This is a genomic window from Metallibacterium sp., assembly GCF_054637675.1.
Window position 1 is genome coordinate 1 of the sequence record NZ_JBTSRB010000035.1, and the last position, 20,803, is coordinate 20,803.

Annotated in this window: 22 protein-coding genes; 7 read left to right on the plus strand and 15 right to left on the minus strand. The window is 68.5% G+C overall.

All coding sequences use genetic code 11. The features are described 5' to 3' along the window. The coding region (locus ACYDAT_RS10920) for a hypothetical protein (RefSeq protein ID WP_461450072.1) at positions 1–223 on the plus strand (223 nt) is incomplete at its 5' end. A gap of 517 nt (positions 224–740) precedes the next feature. Next, positions 741–1,136 (plus strand): GFA family protein, encoded by a 396-nt coding sequence (locus tag ACYDAT_RS10925; RefSeq protein ID WP_461450074.1) that lies wholly within the window; start codon positions 741–743, stop codon positions 1,134–1,136. 151 nt (positions 1,137–1,287) lie between these two features. On the opposite strand, the gene ACYDAT_RS10930 is transcribed toward ACYDAT_RS10925, so the two are convergent. From ACYDAT_RS10930 to ACYDAT_RS10940, 3 genes are all read right to left on the minus strand, one after another. Then, positions 1,288–1,497, minus strand: coding sequence for a ribbon-helix-helix domain-containing protein (locus ACYDAT_RS10930; RefSeq protein WP_461450076.1), 210 nt, complete (start codon positions 1,495–1,497; stop codon positions 1,288–1,290). A 73-nt stretch (positions 1,498–1,570) separates the two neighbouring features. Beyond that, complete coding sequence (locus ACYDAT_RS10935; protein WP_461450078.1) at positions 1,571–1,879, minus strand: BrnA antitoxin family protein; 309 nt, start codon at positions 1,877–1,879, stop codon at positions 1,571–1,573. Then, the gene (locus tag ACYDAT_RS10940; RefSeq protein ID WP_461450080.1) at positions 1,839–2,018 is read right to left on the minus strand and encodes a BrnT family toxin; all 180 of its coding nucleotides are present in this window, start codon (positions 2,016–2,018) and stop codon (positions 1,839–1,841) included. Before ACYDAT_RS10940 ends, ACYDAT_RS10935 begins: the two co-directional genes overlap by 41 nt. A 320-nt stretch (positions 2,019–2,338) precedes the next feature. Here ACYDAT_RS10940 and ACYDAT_RS10945 point away from each other — a divergent pair, with 320 nt between their 5' ends. Then, positions 2,339–3,466: a GNAT family N-acetyltransferase gene (locus tag ACYDAT_RS10945; RefSeq protein ID WP_461450082.1), complete on the plus strand. Its 1,128-nt coding sequence runs from the start codon at positions 2,339–2,341 to the stop codon at positions 3,464–3,466. A 14-nt stretch (positions 3,467–3,480) separates the two neighbouring features. On the opposite strand, the gene ACYDAT_RS10950 is transcribed toward ACYDAT_RS10945, so the two are convergent. From ACYDAT_RS10950 to ACYDAT_RS11005, 12 genes are all read right to left on the minus strand, one after another. After that, positions 3,481–4,485, minus strand: coding sequence for a pepsin/retropepsin-like aspartic protease family protein (locus ACYDAT_RS10950; RefSeq protein WP_461450084.1), 1,005 nt, complete (start codon positions 4,483–4,485; stop codon positions 3,481–3,483). A gap of 161 nt (positions 4,486–4,646) precedes the next feature. Continuing rightward, a complete protein-coding gene (locus ACYDAT_RS10955) occupies positions 4,647–4,931 on the minus strand; it encodes an SRPBCC family protein (RefSeq protein WP_461450086.1) in 285 nt (94 codons plus the stop codon). Between the two features lie 191 nt (positions 4,932–5,122). Then, positions 5,123–5,782 carry a glutathione S-transferase family protein gene (locus ACYDAT_RS10960; RefSeq protein ID WP_461450088.1) on the minus strand — a complete coding sequence of 220 codons (660 nt, stop codon included), beginning with the start codon at positions 5,780–5,782 and terminating at the stop codon, positions 5,123–5,125. Beyond that, entirely contained in the window at positions 5,779–6,315 is a 537-nt protein-coding gene (locus tag ACYDAT_RS10965) for an SRPBCC family protein (RefSeq protein ID WP_461450089.1), read from the minus strand. The genes ACYDAT_RS10960 and ACYDAT_RS10965 overlap by 4 nt, the downstream gene beginning before the upstream one ends. Next, positions 6,312–6,662, minus strand: a complete 351-nt coding sequence (locus tag ACYDAT_RS10970) for an ArsR/SmtB family transcription factor (protein ID WP_461438841.1) — start codon at positions 6,660–6,662, stop codon at positions 6,312–6,314. The genes ACYDAT_RS10965 and ACYDAT_RS10970 overlap by 4 nt, the downstream gene beginning before the upstream one ends. Before the next feature lie 70 nt (positions 6,663–6,732). Next, a complete protein-coding gene (locus ACYDAT_RS10975; protein ID WP_461450091.1) occupies positions 6,733–9,777 on the minus strand; it encodes an efflux RND transporter permease subunit in 3,045 nt (1,014 codons plus the stop codon). Beyond that, the gene (locus tag ACYDAT_RS10980; RefSeq protein ID WP_461450093.1) at positions 9,774–10,811 is read right to left on the minus strand and encodes an efflux RND transporter periplasmic adaptor subunit; all 1,038 of its coding nucleotides are present in this window, start codon (positions 10,809–10,811) and stop codon (positions 9,774–9,776) included. The genes ACYDAT_RS10975 and ACYDAT_RS10980 overlap by 4 nt, the downstream gene beginning before the upstream one ends. Continuing rightward, positions 10,808–12,178 carry a TolC family protein gene (locus ACYDAT_RS10985; RefSeq protein ID WP_461450095.1) on the minus strand — a complete coding sequence of 457 codons (1,371 nt, stop codon included), beginning with the start codon at positions 12,176–12,178 and terminating at the stop codon, positions 10,808–10,810. The genes ACYDAT_RS10980 and ACYDAT_RS10985 overlap by 4 nt, the downstream gene beginning before the upstream one ends. Beyond that, entirely contained in the window at positions 12,135–12,680 is a 546-nt protein-coding gene (locus ACYDAT_RS10990; protein ID WP_461441511.1) for a DedA family protein, read from the minus strand. The genes ACYDAT_RS10985 and ACYDAT_RS10990 overlap by 44 nt, the downstream gene beginning before the upstream one ends. Beyond that, a complete protein-coding gene (locus tag ACYDAT_RS10995) occupies positions 12,677–14,083 on the minus strand; it encodes a sensor histidine kinase (RefSeq protein ID WP_461450097.1) in 1,407 nt (468 codons plus the stop codon). The genes ACYDAT_RS10990 and ACYDAT_RS10995 overlap by 4 nt, the downstream gene beginning before the upstream one ends. Then, entirely contained in the window at positions 14,070–14,753 is a 684-nt protein-coding gene (locus ACYDAT_RS11000; RefSeq protein ID WP_297904721.1) for a winged helix-turn-helix domain-containing protein, read from the minus strand. The genes ACYDAT_RS10995 and ACYDAT_RS11000 overlap by 14 nt, the downstream gene beginning before the upstream one ends. 342 nt (positions 14,754–15,095) lie before the next feature. Continuing rightward, complete coding sequence (locus tag ACYDAT_RS11005; protein ID WP_461441513.1) at positions 15,096–15,668, minus strand: PepSY domain-containing protein; 573 nt, start codon at positions 15,666–15,668, stop codon at positions 15,096–15,098. 168 nt (positions 15,669–15,836) lie between these two features. On the opposite strand from ACYDAT_RS11005, the gene ACYDAT_RS11010 reads away from it, so the two are divergent. The 4 genes from ACYDAT_RS11010 to ACYDAT_RS11025 all read left to right on the plus strand — a co-directional run bounded on the left by ACYDAT_RS11010 (position 15,837) and on the right by ACYDAT_RS11025 (position 20,798). Then, positions 15,837–17,153, plus strand: a complete 1,317-nt coding sequence (locus ACYDAT_RS11010; RefSeq protein WP_461450099.1) for an MFS transporter — start codon at positions 15,837–15,839, stop codon at positions 17,151–17,153. Positions 17,154–17,287: 134 nt separating this feature from the next. Then, positions 17,288–18,865, plus strand: a complete 1,578-nt coding sequence (locus ACYDAT_RS11015) for an alpha/beta fold hydrolase (protein ID WP_461450101.1) — start codon at positions 17,288–17,290, stop codon at positions 18,863–18,865. Beyond that, the gene (locus ACYDAT_RS11020; RefSeq protein WP_461438832.1) at positions 18,862–19,596 is read left to right on the plus strand and encodes an ABC transporter ATP-binding protein; all 735 of its coding nucleotides are present in this window, start codon (positions 18,862–18,864) and stop codon (positions 19,594–19,596) included. Before ACYDAT_RS11015 ends, ACYDAT_RS11020 begins: the two co-directional genes overlap by 4 nt. Next, positions 19,593–20,798, plus strand: coding sequence for an ABC transporter permease (locus tag ACYDAT_RS11025; protein WP_461450103.1), 1,206 nt, complete (start codon positions 19,593–19,595; stop codon positions 20,796–20,798). Before ACYDAT_RS11020 ends, ACYDAT_RS11025 begins: the two co-directional genes overlap by 4 nt. Positions 20,799–20,803: the final 5 nt, after the last annotated feature.

The window sequence follows — 20,803 nt, forward strand, 5'->3', positions numbered from 1 at the left end:
GATCCATATCGCCCGGCACGACGGGTTGCGAATCAAACACCCAGTACTTATTCAAGATGTCAGTCATTTTGAAAAGGCATTTTTACGAATACGCAAAATACTTGATGGGGACCATTTTGCATGTTTTCGCGCCACCCTGGGGCGCGTTGCCCATGATTACTCAAAAATTTATTATCGGGCAAAAGCATGGGCGGTTGGTGATATTTCCCGATGGAGTACCTGAAGCCGACCAGTCGTCGCAGTTGTCGTTGGAATTCAACATACAGCGCCGCGTATGTTCATGAATATGGCGGCGGAAATCCACGGTTTCGACATCGGCTCTTCGCTTATTACGAGATAATCATACAAAAATACCCTGTCGCGGTAACAGTTCTCCCGATTAGGGGTCTCCTGAGTTCCAATGGTTTTGTATATCAGTTCAGAAAGCTGGGATATATCATCACTGATCCGCAAGGGAAGGGATCCCCCCATCGAATAGAGAGCGGAGGCAATTAAACGTCTTTTGACGTGAATCTAATGCCGCCGTACGACCTGAGCGAATTATTTAATTTCCTCCGACCCCTTATTACTATTGACCCCTTATTACTAAAATAAGCAGGCCGGGGGCAGATCTTGTCATGCAACATCTGGCTGCGCATCAAACAGGGTCAAAGACTCATTGAAATGCTTGGCGCGCTGAATCGTATTATGGTTGAGGCCTGACTGGCACGAAAATCGCCCATGCCGCGAAAGGTCCATGCATGATCAAGCAAGTCGGCCCCACCACCATCCTGTCCCGGCACCGTGCGTCGTGCCACTGCGGCGCGGTGGTGCTGGAGCTCGACCTGCCGGATGGCATCGTCGATCCGCGTCGCTGCGACTGCTCGCTGTGTCGGCGCCGCGGCAGCATCGTCGCATCGGTGCCGTTGGCGGGGCTGCGCACCGTGCAGGGCGCCGACGCGCTGCGCGTGTATCAATTCAACACCCGCGTCGCCCGGCACTACTTTTGCGCGCATTGCGGCATCCACACGCACCACCAGCGCCGCTCCAACCCATCCGAGTACGCCTACAACGTCGGCTGCCTCGAGGGCGTCGATCCGTTCGACCTCGGTCCGGTGCCCACGCGCGACGGCGTGCACCATCCCGCCGACCGCTGAGCCTGCGTGCCGCGAGGCTTGCGCGCCACGCTGCTGATGCGCGCAAGGGCAAGGATCTCACTCAGTCCTCGCGCAGGCCGGCGCCCGCAAACCAGAGCCGCTTTCTTGTTGCAGCGAATGACTCTTAAATGGCGGCGAAATGGTGACCCAGTTACTTACTGCGCAAGGCTGCGAAGTAATCCGCATCGGCGACGGCGCCCGGCGGCGAAGCGGCGCCGGTGAGCAGCAGCGTGCGCAGTTGCAGGCGGTCCTGATCCTTGCGTATCAACTCACGTACATACTCGCTGCTGGTGCCATGGCCGCGCCGGCTGACTTGCTCATCGATGAAGCTCTTGAGCGCATCCGGCAGGGAAATATTCATGGTGCCCATGCAGTGAAGCTAAGCCGCTTGGCAATTTTTACCAAGCGGTGACGGTGTGAAGGGACGGAGGCGCTCAGCGCAATGGATGCGCTTTCAGCCAGTCGCGCAGCGCATCGTTCATGCGTGTTTGCCAGCCACGGCCCGTGCTGCGAAATGCCGCGATGATCTCGGCGTCATAGCGCACCGTCAGGGTTTGCTTGACCTGTGCCGCAGGCGGCCGGCCGCGCCGCAACGCGACCTTGAAGGCGGTCTTGCCCTCCTCGGCCGATACGTCACGCGCGCCGATTTTCCAGCGCGCCTGGTCGTAGTCGGCGCCGGTCCACTCAGGCGCGTCGTCGTGATCAACCCAGGTGTTCGTGGAAGCGGGCTTGTTCGCGTTCATTGGCATACCTCATTGAAATGATCCGCCGGGCCTCGCCGCGCGGCGTCCATACCAGCACAACCAGACGCGCATCCAGCAACCCCATGCTGATGAACCGCGTCTCGCCGTAGTCGTGGCGCTTGTCCTCGTACTCCAGCACCGGCCCTTCAAGAACCTAGGCGGCATGAGCGAAATCCAACCCGCGTTCGGCCAGGGTCTTGGCTCGTTTCGCGGCGTCGAACTCGGTCAGCATGCAATTAATGTGGTTACGCTAATCAACTGGAGCAAGCACCACGCCAGCGTTGCTCCGTCGTCGCTCGGTGCGTTACGCAATTGGGGTTCGTCTTGCGCACCGGATTTTGGCAACCGCACGACGCGCGCACCACACGCCAACCGCTGCGCCTGCACGGGGCGAGGCTTGCGCGCGGCAGCACGGATGCGCAGTCTTGCTCGCCTCGTTCGCCATAAGCCCAACGCCCCATGCGCGCCCACGCGATTGCGATCACCACGCCCACCCTGCTGCTGCGGCCGTTGCGCCATGGCGACGCGACGCGCTTCGCGGCGGCGGTACGCGAGTCGGCGGCCAGTGTCGGGCGCTGGATGCCGTGGCCGCGCGCCGATTACACGCCGCAGATGGCGCTGGCCTGGTTCGCCGATTGCGCGGCGAAGCGGCGCGCGGGCAGCGCGCACGAGTTCGGCATTTTCAGCAGCGACGGGCGCGAATTGCTGGGCGGCGCCGGGCTCAATCGCATCGACGCGCAACACCGCAGCGCCAATCTCGGCTACTGGGTGCGGCACGCGCGCGAGGGGCAAGGCATCGCCACGCAGGCGGCGCGCGCATTGCTGACCTTCGGTTTCGACACGCTGCGACTGGCGCGCATCGAGATCGTGGCGGCGGAAGGCAACGCCGCCAGCACGGCGGTGGCGCGCAAGGCTGGCGCCACGCTGGAATGCGTGGCGCGCAATCGCCTGATCGTGGGCGGGCGCGCGGTGCCGGCGCGCGTGTTCGCGTGCGTGCCCATGATGCCCGCTGCCGCACATGTGCAGCCTGCGTCCAAACCCGTGCAAGGCCCACGCCGCGCGATGCCGCCCACGCGCGTCGTGCTGCGCGCGCTGCAACCCAGTGATGCGCGCGCCTTGCTCGCCGCCGCGCGCGACAGCCGCGCCTTGCATCATCCCTGGCTGCGCGCACCGCAGACGCCGACGCAGTTTCGCGCCTGGCTGGCGCGCGCCGCGCAGCCCGATCACTGCACGCATCTGGTATGCCTGCGTGAGGGCGGCACGCCGGTCGGCGTGATCAATCTCAGCAATATCGTGCGCGGCGCATTCGCCAGCGCGTATCTGAGCTACTACGTGTTCGCCGGACACGAACGCCAGGGCTTGATGCGCGAGGCGCTGCACGCCGCCGTGCGCCACGCCTTCGGCACGCTAAAACTGCACCGGCTGGAGGCCAATATCCAGCCCGGCAACGCGGCCTCGCGCGCGCTGCTGCGCGCCTGCGGTTTCACGCTGGAAGGTTTTTCGCCGCGTTATCTGAAAATCGCCGGCCGCTGGCGCGATCACGAGCGCTGGGCGCGGCTGGCGGACGGGCCGCAGCCCGGCTGCTGAATCCGGCTGCACCTTCAACGGCCGCGCATGAACCACGCCCGCGCGCGCGGATAGTCGATGGTCATGCGCAGGTCGCGCAGGGCATTTCCGCCCAGAGAGCCGTACACCGGTGCGCTGGTCATGCTCGACATGACTTTCAGGAAATTGGCGTCGGGCCGCTCGGTGAACCACACCGGGCCGACGCGGAGACCGGCGACCCGCACACGCGGCACTTCGATCATCGCCGCCATCGTGCCGGCCTGCGCTTGGCGGATGATCCGCCAGCCGGGGTGCTCGCGATGCCAGCGCTCGAACAGGCTGGCGATGATCATGCTCGTGGCGCGCAGAGGGGGGCCACCATCGCGCAACTGCGCCAGCGCAGCGCGCGTCAGATAGGTCTCGGCGCCGGTATCCAGCAGCAGCGGCACCGGCTTTCTGTCGATGCGCACCACGATGCGCGGAAAATCATCGAGTCGCCTGCCCTGCGCGTCCACGGGAAATCCCAGTGGCACCGCGCGCGCGCCTGCCGGCGCCCAGCCCGGCGGATCGAGCCACAGGCGTTTCGCCGGATAGTTCCAGGTCCACACGTGTCCGGCGAACCATGCCTGCCCGAGGATGCCGTCACCCTGCGGCGGCCAGCCCGGCAACTGCCGCATGGCAGGCACGGCCACCATCGGCGCATGCGCGAGCGGAATCGGCGCTGCCAGCCCGAGCGACTGCATGGCGATCACGCGCGCGCCGCGCCCGAGCTGCGCGCGCAGCGTCGGATCGGCGGGGGTCCGCGGCTGCAAACCGAGCCGCGCCAGAGCCGGCGCGGCGATGACCATGGCCCCGCCAGTGTCGGTGTAGAAGCGCAGCGTGCCGCCATGCGTCGCTGCACACTCCAGGTAAACGCGATCGGCGCGAAACACCGCGGGCATGAGGCGTCGCGACGGCAGCGCCCACGCCGCTGCCGTCGCCAGCAGGCACAGCACAGGGACGATGCCGGCCACGACGCGCCGAACCCGCGGTGAGCCGCGTCCGAACCGGCCATTGTGCATGTTCGACTCGAATATCACGGCAGAGGCCCTGCGCAGCATACGGATCGGCCGATGGGTTCCGCAATGCGAGCGCGCGTGTGGCCGCCTCGACGGCTGCTGCTCGCGACAGCCGGCATCGCGCTGGCCGGGAAAGCTGCGCGATCGCGCATGGCCGCGGGCACTCAAGGCTCCAGCATGCGTGCGAAGTCCACCACTTCGGGGCCAGGCGCGCCGCGACCGCATTCCACGAAACGCTTCAAGCTGACCAGGAAGTACGCGCAGTCGGTGGTGATCCGCGCGAACCGCGCGTCCCCGTGCGCGAAGCCGCGATGCGCGAAGGCCAGTATGCAGCCCGACCCTGCCGGTTCGAGATCGAACCGGATGCGCGTGTCCGGCCAGCCCGGCATGAACGAGTCGAGCACGGTCCAGGTCACGCGGGCCGGCGCATCGAACGCATCGACGCGCACGCGGGTCAGCCGCTCGTGCTGGTAGAAGCGGAATTCGCCGATGCCGCCGACGCGCGCGTCCAGTTCGGCATCGCGCGTCCATCAGCCGCGGATGCCCTCGGCGTGGGTCAGCGCGTCGTACACGCGTTGGCGCGGCGTGTCGATCTCGAGACGGTGCAGGATGTCGGGCATGTCCGGTCTCCGCTGCGATTTCAGGCTGCGGCGGCGCGCGCCGCCACGCGCTCCCAGGTGGTGGCCTCGAGGCTGGGCCGCGCGCGCACGCGCTCGAGCCACTCGCACAAACGCGGCGTGTCGGCGGTGAGCGCCGCCCACTCCGGCGTGGCGCTGAGGAAATCGAACTGCGGCGCCAGCAGCACGTCGGCCAGGGTGAACACCTCGCCGGCGAAGAACGGCTGCCGGCCCAGCAGCGCGGACAGCTCGGTGAACACCGTGCGCGCCTTGGGCATGGCCGCGGCGATGGCGGTCTCGTCCGGCGTCAGTCCCAGCAGGCGCGGACCGACGACGCGCTGGAAGCCGATCACGTTGGCCACGCCCTGGAACAGATACCAGTCGTTGATCGCCATCAGCTGGTCCATGCGCGCGGCGCCGTGCGCGCCGGTGGGCGTCAGCGGCGGCGCCGGCAGCACGCGGTCGAGGTAGCGCAGGATGGCCTGCGTCTCGTACAGGCGGAAGCCGTCGTGCTCCAGCACCGGCACCCGCGCGAACGGATGCCGCGCGGTGTGCTCCGGCGAGCGCAGCGTGCCCGGCGCCACCGCGACCAGGCGATACGGCGCGCCTTTCTCCTCCAGCGCGATCAGCACCGCGCGTCCGAACGCGCTGACGGGAATCGTATGCACCGTGTACCCGCTCATGGCGCACTCCCGTTGCGCGCCGCCTCGCGCGCGAAACACTCGAGCGTGCCGGGCCAGCCGCCATCGACATGGCCACGCATGCTTTCGCCATCGGTCTTGCCCATGCGCTCGAAGTCGCGGTGTTCCAGCTCCACGCGCGTGCGCGCGGGGCCTTCGGCAATGAAGCGCACCTCCACCTCCGAGGCCAGTTCGACGCGGGCGTCGGGCTTCCATTGCGCGCTGATCTCCCAGCCCACCACCAGCCGCGCGTCGGGCTCCCACACCCGCACATGACCCACGGTGACCTCGCTGCCGTCGGCGTGGCGGGTGTACCAGCGCCCGCCGACGCAGGGCTCGATCACCGAGCGCGCGATCGGCCCCGGGCCGATGCCTTTGTCATGCGGCCACCAGCGGTCGATGCCGGCGGTGAACACCGTGAAGGCGTGCGCGGCGCCGGTTTCGACGACGATGGATTTGCGCACCGGCGCGATACGGATGCTGCGCGGCGCGGCTTCACGGCCGGCCGACGCGGATGGCGCGGATTCCCGGTTCATGGTTTCCCCCTCTTGGGCGGCGTAGGGTGCGCCGGACGCCGGCGCGGCGGGTGGGTTTCGGCCTCGTGCTTGAACGCGTCCAGGGCCTGATCCCAGAACCGGTCCAGCCAGCGGCGCAGTTCGCCCAGGCCGTCGGGATCGATGAAATACACGCGGCGCGCGCCTTCGGCGCGGTCGAGCACCAGGCCGGCATCCTTGAGTGCCTTCAGGTGCTGCGACACCGCCGGGCGGCTGACCGGCAGTCCCGCGGCCAGTTCGCCCACCGCGCGCGGACCCTCGCGCAGGCGCTCGAACACGCGGCGGCGGGTGGGGTCGGCGAGACAACGCAGTGCGTTTGCGTAAGTCATGGCTTACTGTAAGTGGATACTTACATCATGTCAAGGGCTGCCCGCGCGTGACCCGGCAACACCATGCGTCTCAGTTCGCGCCGCGCCGCGCCAGCAGCGCGTACAGCACCGGCACCAGCACCAGCACCAGCGGCATTTGCACGGCGAGTCCGGCGATGATGGCGATGGCCAGCGGCTGCTGCATGGCCGAGCCCTGACCGATGCCCAGCGCCAGCGGCAGCAACGCCAGCGCGGCGGCCAGCGTGGTCATGGCGATGGGGCGCAGGCGGTTGGCGCCCGCCTGGATCAGTGCCTCGCCAAAAACCACGCCCGCGCCGCGCAACAGTTGCAGCTCGGAGAAATAAAACACGCCGACCTCGGTGACGATGCCGAGGATCATGGTCAGGCCCATCAGCGCAGTGATGTTGAGCGTCTGCCCGGTGATCCACAGGCCGAAGAACACCGCGCTGGCGGCCAGCAGCGGCGCGGCCATGATCGCCAGCGCCACGCGAAAACGTTCGTACAGGAACAGCAGCGCCAGAAACACCAGCGCGGTGGCCGCGCCGAACACCATGGCCAGACCGCGGAACGCGATCTGCTGCTGCTGGTACAAACCGCCGAGCGTGTAATACACGCCGGGCGGCAGCAGGCCGGGCCGCGCCAGCACGCGCTTGACATCGCCCAGCGCGTTGCCGAAACCGCGGCCCTCGATGCGCGCCGATACCGCGACCATGGGCTTGAGGTCGTAGCGCGTGATCTGCGGCTGGCCACTGATCAGCTTGAGCGTGGCGATGCGCGACAGCGGCAGCAGGTGGCCATCGGCGGCGCGCAGGCGCAGCGCCTCGATGCGGCGCAGCGAATCGCGATCGCGCGGCGCCACCCACACGCGCACGCCAAGCACCTGCTGGCCTTGCAGCACACGCGTGGTGACCGTGCCGGACAAATACGTATCCAACTGGCGCGTGACCTCGGCCGGGGTGATGCCCTCCAGCGCCGCCTTGATGCGATCGACCTTGATCTCCACCGCGTCGCCGGCGATGTTGAGGCCGTTCTGCACCTCGGCCAGCCCGCGCACCTTGCCGATGGCGTCGGCGACCTTCGGCGCCAGCGCCACCAGTTGATTCCAGTCATCGCCGAACAGGCGGATCACCACCGGGCGCGGCGAACCGGTGAGGTCGCCGATCAGATCCTGCATCGGCTGCGGCGTGTCGAGAATCTCGAAGCCCGGCACCTGATCCTGGATGCGCGCGACGATGCGCTGCATCAGCGCGGCCTGACCGCTGGGTGATTTCAGGCGCACGAAGAAATCGCCCTCATTGGCTTCGGTGATGCCGCCGCCGAGCTGCGCGCCAGTGCGCCGCGACCAGGTATCGACGCCGGGCGTGGTGGCCAGAATCCGCTCGACCTGCGCGATCAGGCGATCGCTCTCGCTCAGCGAGGTGCCCGGCCGCGTGCGGTAATCGATCACGAAGCCGCCTTCCTGCATCTGCGGCATGAAGCCGGTGGGCACCTTGAAGTAACCCCATGTGCCCAAGGCCAGCAGCGGCAGCAGGCCAATCAGCAGCAGCGCGGGCCGCGCCAGCAGACGCGTCATCAGGCGCCGATAGCCGGCCTGCACGGCGTGGGTGAGGCGCCCGCCGTGCTCGATCGCGGCATCGCGCGCGCCGAGCAGATGATCGGCCAGCAACGGCAGCGCCAGCCAGGCGAAGAAAAAACTGATCACCAGGCTCGCGCCCATGGTCAGCGACAGCGCCTTGAAAAAGGCGCCGCTGACGCCGCCGAGAAACGCTAGCGGCACGAAGATGATCACCGTCGCCGTGGATGATCCCGCCAGCGGCTGGGTGAACTCGCGCGCGGCGGCCAGCAGCGTCCGCGTGCCGTGGCCGCGTTGCGCGCTGCGCCGCACGAGGTGCTCCAACATCACGATCACGTCGTCGATGATCAGGCCCACCGCCGCGGCCATGCCGCCCAGGGTCATGATGTTGAAGCTCATGCCCAGCGCGTACAGCAGCAGACTGGTGGCGGCCAGCACCGCGGGCACCACCAGCGCGGCGATCAGGGTGAGTTTCCAGTTGCGCAGAAACACGAACAGCACCGCAGTGGCGAACAGCACGCCGAGGGTGATCGCGTCGCGCACCGAGCCGGCCGAGGCGGTGATCAGCCCACTCTGGTCGTACCACTGGTGGATGCGCACATCGGCCGGCAGCTTGTCGCGGAACTTGGCCAGCGCGCTTGCGATGTCGCGGCTGATGGCCACGGTGTTGCCGCCGAGTTGCTGGTACACGTTGACCAGCACCGCGGGCTTGCCATCGGCGGTTTCGGTCTGCCAGCGCGGCGCCGTGGCGGCGCTCACCGTGGCCACGTCGTCGAGTTCCACCACGCCATCGCTGCCGGTGCGCAGCACGGTGTGGCGAATGGCATCGAGCCCGCTGAAGCGCGTGTCCGACAGCAGCAGGTACAGGCGATCCTCGCGCTGCAGCCGGCCCACCGCCTGCACCACGTTGGCGGCCGACAGCGCGTTCTCGACATCCTGCAAGCTCAGCCCCAGCGCGGCCAGCCTGGCCGGGTCCACGCTGACGCGATATTCGGGCTGCGCGCCGCCCTGCACCTGCACCGCGCGCACGCCCTGGATGCTGGAGATCAGCGGCAGCAGTTGATACTCGGCGATGGCACGCAACTGCACCGGCGTCGCCGTGGACGAGGTGAGGCTGTAGGCCACCACCGGAAACTTGGTCGGGTCCATCGGGCGCACGTTGAAGCGCGTGCCCGCGGGCAGTTGCGGCAGCACCTGATTGAGCGCGGCCTCGACCTGCAGCGCCGAACGCATGATGTCGGTGCCCCATGCAAAACGCAGGTCGATGTCGGTGCTGCCGCGGCTGGAGGTGGACGCGATGGCTTGCACGTCGGGCACGCCACGCAGCGCCTGCTCGACCGGGCGCGTGACCTCGATCGCCATTTGGCTGGCCGGACGATCGCCAGCGTCGATGCTGACGCGCACACGCGGAAACTGGATCGCCGGAAACAGCGACACCGGCATGTTCAGCGCCGCGATCAGCCCGCCAGCCGCAAGCACACCCATCAGGAACAGGATCGAGCGCCGGTGGCGCTGCAGCCACGCCGCCAGGCCGCCATTCATGGCGCGACCCCGGGTGCCGCGCGTACCGCCATGCCGTCGACGAGTTCGTAATTGCCCGCCGTGACCACGCGCGCACCGGGTTTGAGCGCGCCCCACACCGCGATCCAGCCGCCTTGCTCCAGTCCGGCATGCACTGCCACGCGCCGCGCGTGCCCGCGCTCGATCACGAACACGTAGCTGCCCTGCGCGTCGCTGAGCACGGCGCTGCGCGGCACCGCCAGAACGCGCGTCGCGCGCAGGCTGATCGCACCGCGCATCCAACTGCCGGGAATCTGCGCGGCAGCCTGGTCCCCGGTCAGGCGCACCACGGCATCGACCAGATGCGTGGCCGGGTTGATCACCGCATGCACCTGCGCGATGCGCGCGGCCAGCGGCGCGCCGCCGAACACCGGCGTCAGTGTGACCGGCATGCCGGGGGCAATGCGCGCGACGTCCTCGGGTTCGATGCCCAAACGCACCCACACGTGACCCAGGGCGCCCAGCATCAGCAGCGGCTGGCCAGGCTGCACCAACGTGCCGGGCGCGACATCAAGCCGCGTGACCACGGCCGCCTCGGCCGCGCGCAGCACCTGCGTGACGTGCTGCGCACTCTGCGCGCGCAGCGCGGCCAACTCGGCCTCGGCATTGCTCACGGCCTGATGCGCGTTGGCCAGGTCGGCGCGCGTGGCCAGTTGCTCCTTGAACAAATCCTGCGTCTGCTGCAATTGAATGCGCGCGCTGTCCACCCTGCCCTGCGCCTGCGTCCATGCCATGCGCGTCTGCGGGGCCGTGGCCAGCTCCAGCAGCGGCTGTCCCGCCGCCACGCGCTGGCCCAGACCCACGTACAGCTTGCGCACCTCGCCGCTGCTCAGCGTGGTCAGCGCGCGCAGGCGCTCGGGATCGGGCTCGACCTTGCCGTACACGGTGAGCTGTGCGTCGAGGCTGCGCGGCGTGGCCAACGCGGTTTGCACCCGTACGCTGGGGGGTACTGGCGCCGCGTGCGCGCACGGCCACAGCAAGGCGAACAGAACAAGGCCGGCAGACACGTATTTCATGGCGAGGATGCCGCGGCGGTCGTGGACAAGGCGGCTGCACCGGGTGGCACGTGGCCGAGCAGCGCGGCCAGCGCCACCTGACCCTTGGCCAGGGTGGCTTCGAGATCGAGCAATTCCAGCTCGCGCGCGGTCAGGCTTTGCTGCACGCTGGCCCAGGCCGTGCCGCTGAGGTTGCCGGCGGCGAACGCGCGATCGGCGTGCGCCGCCAGCGCGCGCAGCGGCGGCAGACGCGTCAGCAACTGCGCGCGCTGCGCGGCGACCAGGCGCAACTGCGCATCGAGCGCGCGCGCGCCGCGGTCAGCGGCATCCAGCCGCGCCTGATATTCGACCGCCGCGCGATCGCGCGTGGCCTCGGCGATGCGTGCGCGCGCCTGCGCGCCGCCGAAGATCGGCAAACTGAGGCTGACGCCGAAACCGCTGCTGTGCACGCGGCTGGTGTCGGAGGCGCGGGTGATGCCCACGCTGAGCGCTGGAAACTGCGCCAGCACCGCGGCGCGGAACTCGGCATCGCGCGCCTGCGCGGCGGCGGCCAGTGCCAGTAGATCGGGACGCGTGCGCGGCAGCGCCGCCAGCGCGGCATCGAGCTGACGCATATCCGGCAGCGGCGGCGGCGTGGGCGCCAGCAATGCGTAGCGCGCCGTCGGAGCCAGATTCAAATCGGCATGCAGACGCGCCTGCGCCGCGGCCCGCGTCTGCTCGGCCGAGGCCAGTTGCGATTCGGCGGTGGACAGCGTGATCAGGCTGGCGGCGGCGCTTTCCAGGGTCACGTCGCGGCGCTTGAGAGCGCGCGCGAACGCGGCCTCGCGCGTGCGCGCCGTGCGCACCTGTCGCCGCAACAAGGCGCAGCGCTGTTGCGCGCTCCACACATCGACGAAGTCCGCGGCCGTGCCCTGCGCCAGCGTCCAACCCTGCCACGCCAGGTTCAAATCGGTGGCGACGCGGCGCGCGCGCGCGGCATCCAGCGTGGCGCCGCGCGTCAGCAGCCATGCCACGTCCTCGCTCAAGCCCAGCCCCCAGGCGCGGCTGTAGCCCGGCGTGGCGGGATGATCGACGCTGGCGCTGAATTGCGGATCGGGCAGCAGCCCGGCGGCGCGCAATTGCAGCGTGCTGATGCGCGCATCGATCAGCGCCGCGCGATAACCGGGATTGGCGCGCAACGCCAGCGTCGCGGCTTGCGCCAGATCGAGCTGTGGCAGCGCCTGACCAGGCATGGCCGCCGGTGTCGGCGCCCAGTGCGGTGCCTGCGCCAGCGGCCGCGGCTGGTAGCTGACGCAGCCACCCAGCAGCAACGTCAGTATCAGCGCGCCGACGTGGCGTGCGCGCTCACAAGCCATGCGCGTGCCACCAGTGGTTGAACCAGCCACCATGCACCAGCGCGTGCGTGATGAAAGCCGCCGCGCCCAGATGCAACGCCGCCCACGCCAGCGCCGCCAGCACGTCGGCGATGAGAAACCGCCACCACGGCAGCATCGAGCTGCCGGCCAGCGCTGGCATCAGCGCGCGCGTCGGCGGCAGCAGGCGCCCGGCGAACACCGCCAGATCGCCCCAGCGCGACAGCGCTTTCTCGCCGCGCGCGATCCAGATACGACGCTTGTCCAGCCGCGGCGAGGACAACAGGCGCGGCCCGTAACGGCGACCGAGGAAGAACGAGAGCGTGTCGCCGGCGACCGCGCCGACCACCGCCCCCAGCAGCAGCGGCAACAGCGGCAGGTGCAGGGCGCCGGCCGCCGCGCCCACCGCCACCAGCGTGGCCGAACCGGGCACGAAGGTGCCGATCAGCACCAGCGCTTCCGCGAAGGCCACCAGCGCCAGCAGCAGCGGCGCCCAATGCGCGTGCGCCAGCACGAAGTGCGCGAGCGCGTCGATCATGGCGTTTCCGTCGCGTGCTGTTTCGCGGGGCGCGCGCCGCGCACCAGCACGCGCGCGCCGGGCGCGTTGTCCTCGATGGCGCAGCAGAAACCGTGCAGCTCGGCGATGGCCTGCACCAGCGCCAGGCCGAGGCCGCTGCCGGGCGTGGCGCGCGAGCGATCGAGGCGATAAAAGCGCTTGAATACCGCCGTGCGCTCGGCCGCCGGAATGCCGGGGCCGCGATCGGCCACCACGGCGAGAAAATCACGCTCGCCACCGGAGGTCAGGTTCAGCACGATTTCGGTGTGCGCGGGACTGTGCGTCATCGCGTTCTCGATCAGATTGGCGAACAATTGCTGCAGCAGACGGCGATCGCCCAGTACTGCGATGCCCGCGGCGATGCGCGTGGCCAGACGCTGGCCGCGTTCCTCGGCCACCGGCGCGTAGTCGGCGGCCAGATCGCTCAGCAACACACTCAGATCGACCACGCCAAATCCGGCGCGGCGCTCGCGCGCCTCGATGCGCGCGATCGACAGCATCGCGGAAAATGTCGACAGTACCTGGTCGATGTCGTGCTGCCCCTGCGCCAGCGCCGCGCGCAGCGCCTGTGCATCGGTGGCGCGCGCCGCGGTTTCCATGCGCTGGCGCAAATGCGTCAGCGGCGTGCGCAAATCGTGCGCGATGTCATTGGATACCTGGCGCATGCTTTCCATCAGGCTCTGGATGCGCGCCAGCATGGCGTTGAGCTGGCGCGCCAGCAGATCGAACTCGTCGCCACCCTGCGCGCGCGCGGGAATGCGCGCGGCCAGATCGCCATCCATGATGCGCTGCGCGCTGGCGCCGACCACACGCACGCGCCGCAGATAACTGCGCCCGAGCAACAGCCCTCCGATCAGCGCCAGCAGCAACGCCGCGCCACTGGCGATCGCGAAGGCACCCGCCAGGGTTTCGTCGAGCTGGTTCAGGCCGGTGCGATCGCGCCCGACCACCAGCATGCTGCCATCGGGCAGGCGTTGCAGCCACAGCGCGGCACTGGCGTCATCGCCGTCGTCTGCGTAGTAGCCGCGCGGCATGTCGACCGTGTGCCAGCCGGGTGCAAGCCCGAACAAGTCGATCGACGCGGGCAGGTTGCCGGTAAGTCGCTTGCCGTGCGCATCCAGCAGCGCGATCAGCGTGTGCTCGGTGCCGCCGGCGCGCAGGCGCTCGGCGATCTCATCGCGCAGACCGCCGCGGTCGGGTTCGTCGCGTTCTTCGAGCAGGCGCTGCGTGTCGGCGCGGATCGCGGCGCGCAGTTGATCGCGTCCAAACATATGCACCTGCCAGCCGACGATGCCGGCCAGCACCGCCGCCACCAGCAGGAACAGCAGGCCTTGCCACAGCGCCAGGCGAAACGCCGCGGTGCGCAGCAGCTCAGGCAGGCGCACGCAGGCAGTATCCGGCGCCGCGCACGGTGTACAGCAGCTCGCGCCCCTGCCCGTGCGCGCGATCGATCTTGGCGCGCAAGCGGCTGATATGGGTCTCGACCACGCTGGTTTGCGGATCGAAATGGAAGTCCCAGACCTGCTCTAGCAGCATGGTGCGCGTGACCACCTCGCCGGCATGGCGCAGCAGGTATTCGAGCAGGCGGAACTCGCGCGGCTGCAGCTCGATGAGCTTGCCGGCGCGGCGTACTTCACGCTTGAGCAAGTCCATTTCCAGATCGGCCACTTGCAGCAAGGCCACCTGCTCCTGCAGCGGCGGGCGCCGGCCCAGCGCCTGCACGCGCGCCAGCAACTCGGTGAACACGAACGGCTTGCCCAGATAATCGTCGGCGCCGGCCTCCAGCCCCTCGACGCGCTGATCGACCTCGCCCAGCGCGGTGAGCATCAGCACCGGCGTGCGCACATCGGCGGCGCGCAGGGTCTTGAGCAGGGTCATGCCGTCCATGCCGGGCAGCATGCGGTCCAGCACGATCAGGTCGTAACTGCCGTCGGTGGCCAGAAACAGGCCGTCGCGCCCGGTCGGCGCGCGCTCGACGGCGTGGCCGTGCTCGCTGAGCCCGCGCAGGATGTAGGCCGCGGTCTCGTTGTCGTCTTCGATCACCAGAATGCGCATGGCGCTTGCCCTCGCGGTGAGTGGCCGTGGCGGCCGGAGTAGCAGTTTGTCGAGGAAGTGCTTTCCTGCACTTCCTCGTCGTCACGAGTCCGGCGCATGTCCGGACTCGTTCCACGCGGATCAAACAATTGCGTGTTCGATCCCCGAGCGAGACCTCCGTGTCTCGCACCATCAGGGCGTTTTTCAACACCCTGATAGTGCGCGGTGGACGCGCGTAGCCGCATCTCGGCGCGGCCGCGGTGACACACAGTTGGCCACCGCAGGGTCATAGCATCGCCGCTACGCGCCGCGAATGCCACGTCGGCGTGCGCGGCAGCGAACCACCACCGCGGCATGACACGCTCAGTCCCATTCGCTCCTGGGCGCGACGCCCACCGCGCCACTATCGGCATTGACGCTGAGATGCCGCACCTTGCCGCCGGCGCCGACCACATCGACATCGTAATGCGCGGTGGCGCCGGTGCCTTCAGGGCCGGCTTCCAGCGCGCGGCCGTGCGCATGCGCCTCGGCGGCGCGAATCGCTTGCGTCAGATCGATCTTGCGCCCGTCCAGCGTGCGCGCACCGTTCTTGTCGTCGCCCTTGGCGGGCTCGATACCGAGCAAGGCGCCCGAGTGTGGATCGATGCGCGCGACCATGGGCCGCCCCTTCACGTTCATCTGCACCTCGTACCAAGTGCCGAGTCCGGTCACTTCCAGACCCATGCCGTAGGCGCGGCCGCCACCGTGTTTTTCGGCCAGTCTCACTGCCTCGATCGGCGTGATGCGCGCCTTGGCCACAGCCGAGATTTCGGCCGCTTCGCTGGCATCCGCATGCGCGGCCGGGACGAATCCCACCAGCCCGAGTGCCAGCGCCAGCGCGACCGCCAGCCACAACGATCGCGGCGCGAGAGTGTTGCGCTCCTGGGTGACCTGCATGTTCGTTCTCCGCATGTATTGGCGAGACCCGATCATGCGAGCACGCACCACGCCGCAAGCTTTGCGGCCAATTACCGATTGGTAAGGCCGGCGCCGACTGATCGCCAGCTTTGCGCGAACTTGCGCCGATCCGCAAAGTCTTAAATCGCAACATCCGGAGCATTCGACATGCGCGCGACGCGGTTCCGCTGGCTGGTGGTGGCGCTGATTTTCTTCATCACCGCGATCAACTACATCGATCGCTCGGCGATTGCCTATGCCATCGGCGCTATCGCGCGCGATCTGCATTTCGGCGCGCACGACACCGCCCTGCTCAACGGTTTCATCCTCGCCGCGTTCAGCCTGGGCTACATGTTCACCACGTTTCTCGGCGGCATTCTCGCCGACCGCCACGGCGCGCGCGTGACGCTGTTCTGGGCGGCGCTGCTGTGGTCGCTGGCGATCGGCATGACCGGCTTCGCCGTGGGCTTCGCCATGCTGGTGGTGGCGCGCGTGCTGCTGGGCGTGGCCGAAGGCCCCAACTTTCCAGCGATGAACCGCGCCGTGGCCGACTGGCTGTCCAGCCGCGAACGCGCGATCGCGCTGGGCAACGCGCTGGTGGCGGTGCCGCTGGCGCTGGCCATCGGCGCGCCGATCGTCACGCAACTGATCCTGCACCTGTCGTGGCGCGGCATGTTCATCGTGCTGATGCTGCTCAGCCTGCTGTGGCTGCCACTGTGGTGGTGGCTGTTCCGCGATTTCCCCGAGCACAGCACGCATGTGAATGCCGCCGAGCTGGCGCATATCCGCGACGGCGTCGCGCCCGAGCCGGATCACGCCGCCGACGCGCGCCATGCGGCGCGGCGCAAGACGCGCGGGTTGTGGAAGTTCCTGCTGCGCAATCCGACGCTGCTGGCCAACGACTGGGCGTTTTTCGTGTTCGGCTATTTCCTGTTTTTCTTCATGACCTGGCTGCCCAGTTACCTGCAGCAGACTTACGCGCTGAAGCTGGGCGCGGTGGGCTGGTTCTCGGTACTGCCGTGGTTGACCGCGGCGCTGATGCTGTGGGGCACGGGCTATCTGTCGGACTGGCTGCTGCGCCGCACCGGCAGCCTGCGCGTGGCGCGCTCGCATGTGATCTGGGTGACGCAACTGCTGGCCGGGCTGTGCATCCTGCCGGTGATCTTCGTGCACGATCTGGGCGTGGCGCTGGTGTTCATCACCCTCGCGGTCGGCCTCGGCATGAGCAGCAACGCCTGTTTTTACGCGGTCAACGTGGACGTGGCGCGCGCGCGCTCGGGCACCGCGCTGGGCGTGATGGACACCTTCTTCGCGCTGGCCGGTTTCATCGCGCCGGTGCTCACCGGCTGGCTGGTCGGCCTGAGCGGACACTATCAGGCGGCGTTCGCGCTGCTGGCGCTGCTGGCCCTGTCCTCGGTGCTGGCGGTGCTGCTGTTCCACCACCCAGACCAGAGCGCGAAGCTGGGAGCGGGCGTTCACCCATAACGCGCGGCAGCGATCACGCGGGACAAGGCAACCTTGCCAAACGGCGAATCACGGATGCGCACGCGCGGTTGTCAGTGTGGGCGGCATGCGGCTAGGCTCGCGCATCCTCGCCGCAGCCATGGATCCGTCGCAGCATGAAGCGCAGCACACGTCTGGTTCTGCTGGCACTGGTTCTGATCGTTTTTTTCGGCGGCCAATGGCTGTGGCGGCACGCGCGCACGCCGACCGTGGCCGCCGCGGTGCCGATGCAATACCGCCTCGGGCAACTCGAGTTCAAACCCTGCACGCTGCGCCAGCCGCAGAGTGGCTTGGCGACCGCGGCGTGGTGCGCGCCGTTCAACGTGCCCGAGAACTGGGCCAGGCCGGGCGGCCGCAAACTGGTGCTGCGCCTGGCGCTTATCCGTTCGCGCGCGGCGCAGCCGGCACCCGATCCGGTGCTGTATATCGCCGGCGGCCCGGGGCAATCGGCCATCGACACCTGGCCCGAAATCGCGCCGGCGCTGGACGACGTGCTCGCGCATCGCAACGTGATCCTGCTGGATCAGCGCGGCACCGGCGGCTCGGCGCCGCTGACCTGCCCGCATGCCGCGCCCAAACCCGAGGCCAAGGCTGCCGCGCTGCACGCCGCGAAAACCCGCCACGCGCAGCCGGCCGCGGCCAGCAGCGCCGCGCGCATGGCCGAGGTGGAAACGCAAACCCGCGCTTGTCTGGCGGCGCTGCGCAAGCGCGGGCTGAATCCGGCCGATTTCACCACCACGGCGGCGGTGCAGGATCTGGATGCGCTGCGTCATGCGCTGGGTGATCCCGAATTCGATCTGGTCGGCGTGTCCTACGGCACGCGCGTGGCGCAGCAGTTCGTCATGCGCCATCCGGATGCCGTGCGCAGCGTGGTGCTGGATAGCGTGGTGCCCAATCAACTGATTCTGGGTCAGGACTTCGGGCGCAATCTGGATGACGCGCTGCGCGATGATTTCGCGCTGTGCACGAATGAGCCCGCGTGCCGCAAAGCCTTCGGCGATCCGTGGACCACGCTGCTGACGTTGAAGAAAAACCTTGCCAGGAACACGCCCGAGGTGAATTTCCGCGCGCCCGGCGATTTCAAACCCAAACAGGAAGCCATGACCGCCGATGCACTGGTTGGCTTGGTGCGCCTGTACGCGTATTCGCCGCTAACCGCGGCGCTGCTGCCGCTGACCCTGCACGCCGCCAGCGAAGGCCACTATGGGCCACTGCTGGCGCAGAGTCGTTTCATCAGCAGCAGCCTGCAGCACAGCCTCAACGACGGCATGCAGTTGTCGGTGGTGTGCAGCGAGGATGTGCCATGGTTGCACGCCACGCCGGCCGAGGCGGCCACCCTGCTGGGCGATGCCTACATCCGCCAACTCAAGGCGCAGTGCACGATCTGGCCGCACGGCGCGGTGCCCGCCGATTTCCACACACCACTCATAAGCGCCATCCCGACGCTGATCCTCGAAGGCCAGTTCGATCCGGTCACGCCGCCGCGCTACGGCACGGAAGTGCTCAAGGGCCTCGGCGATGCGCGCATGCTGATCGCGGCCGGTCAGGGCCACAACGTGATCGGCGCCGGCTGCATGCCGCGTCTGGTCAAGCGTTTCATCGAGAAGCCCGAGCCGCGAAAACTCGATGCGAGCTGCCTGGCGCAACTCAAGCCCACCGCGCCCTTCCTCGACTACAACGGAGCCGCGCCATGATCGAGGTGCAGGACTTGCGCAAGGCGTTCGGCAAGGTGCAGGCGGTGGACGGCGTCAGTTTCATGGCGCGCGACGGCGAGATCACCGGTCTGCTCGGCCCCAACGGCGCCGGCAAGACCACCACACTGCGCATGCTGTACACGCTGATGCGTCCGGACAGCGGCAGCATCCGCGTCGATGGCATCGACGCGATACACGATGCGCTGGCCGCGCGCCAGCACCTCGGCGTGCTGCCGGACGCGCGCGGTGTGTACAAGCGCCTGAGCGCGCGCGAGAACATCAGCTACTTCGCGCGCCTGCACGGCCTTTCTGGCGCGGCGTTGCGCACGCGCGTGGACGCGATGATCGCGCTGCTGGAGATGCAGGACATCGCCGAGCGCCGCAGCGAGGGTTTCTCGCAAGGCCAGCGCGTCAAGGTGGCGCTGGCGCGCGCGCTGGTGCATGAGCCGCACAATCTGATCCTGGACGAACCCGGCAACGGCCTCGACGTGATGGCCACGCGCGCGCTGCGCGAGTTCCTGCGCCGGCTGCGCGGCGAGGGTCGCTGCGTGTTGTTTTCCAGCCACATCATGCAGGAGATCGCGGCCTTGTGTGACCGCATCATCGTGATCGCGCGCGGGCGCGTGATCGCCGAGGGCAGCGCCGATGAGCTTCGCGCGCGCACCGGCGCCGACACGCTCGAGGATGCCTTCGTCAGCCTGATCGGCAGCGGCGAGGGCCTCGCGGCATGAGCCTGCGCCCGAACTTCGCGCGCTGCCTGCGCGCCGCGTGGACGGTGTACCTCAAGGAAGTGCGCGAGAACCTGCGCGACAAGCGCACCGTGCTCAACGCGCTGATCACCGGGCCGCTGCTGGGGCCGATCCTGTTCGGGCTGATTTTCAGCTTCACCCTGCAGCAGCAGTTGGCCGATGCCGAAAAACCGCTGCCGGTGCCGGTGATCGGCGCCGCCTACGCACCCAATCTCATCCACGCGCTGGAAGCGCAGGGCATGGTGCTCAAACCCGCGCCGAACAACGCCGCCGCCGCGATCCGCGCGCACCAGGCCAAGGTGGTGCTGGTGATCCCGCGCGACTACGACAAGGCGTGGCGCGCCGGTCAGCCCGCTGGCGTCGAGCTGTACTACGACTCGGCGCGCCAGGACAGCCGCACCCCGGTGACGCGGCTGAAGAAAATGCTGCAGGGCTACGCCGGGCTCACCGCCGCGCAGCGCCTGCTGGTGCGCGGCGTGTCGCCGCTGCTGCTGCGCCCGGTGGTGGCCGAGGACCGCGACCTGGCCACGCCACAGTCGCGCAGCGCGCTGATGTTTTCCATCCTGCCGTATTTCTTCGTGCTCACCGTATTTCTCGGCGGCATGTATCTGGCCATCGACACCACCGCTGGCGAGCGCGAGCGGCAGTCGCTGGAGCCGCTGCTGGTCAACCCGGTCAGCCGCGGCACCATCCTCAGCGGCAAGCTCGCCGCCACCGTCAGCTTCGCGCTGATCAGCCTGACGCTGAGCATCATCGCCTTCGCCGTGGTCGGGCGTTTCCTGCCGGTGGAAAAACTCGACGTGGTGCTCGACCTCGGCCCGCGCTTCGCCGCCTTCGTGCTGCTGCTGATGCTGCCGCTGACGGTACTGCTGGGCGCGTTGCAGACGCTGGTGGCGGCATTCGCCAAAAGCTACCGCGAGGCGCAGACGTATCTGTCGATCCTCATGCTGCTGCCGGTGATCCCGTCACTGCTGCTGGCGGTGGTGCCACTGCGCGCGCAGTTGTGGATGTACGCCGTGCCGCTGCTCGGCCAGCAGCTCGGCATCATGGACCTGGTGCGCGGCGAAGCCCTCGGCGCCCGCGAGCTGGCCGCGTGCCTGATCGGCACCAGCCTCGCCGCCCTGCTCGCCTGGCTGCTGGCGCGCTGGCTGTACGCCAGCGAGCGCCTGGCGGTATCGGCCTGAGCGTC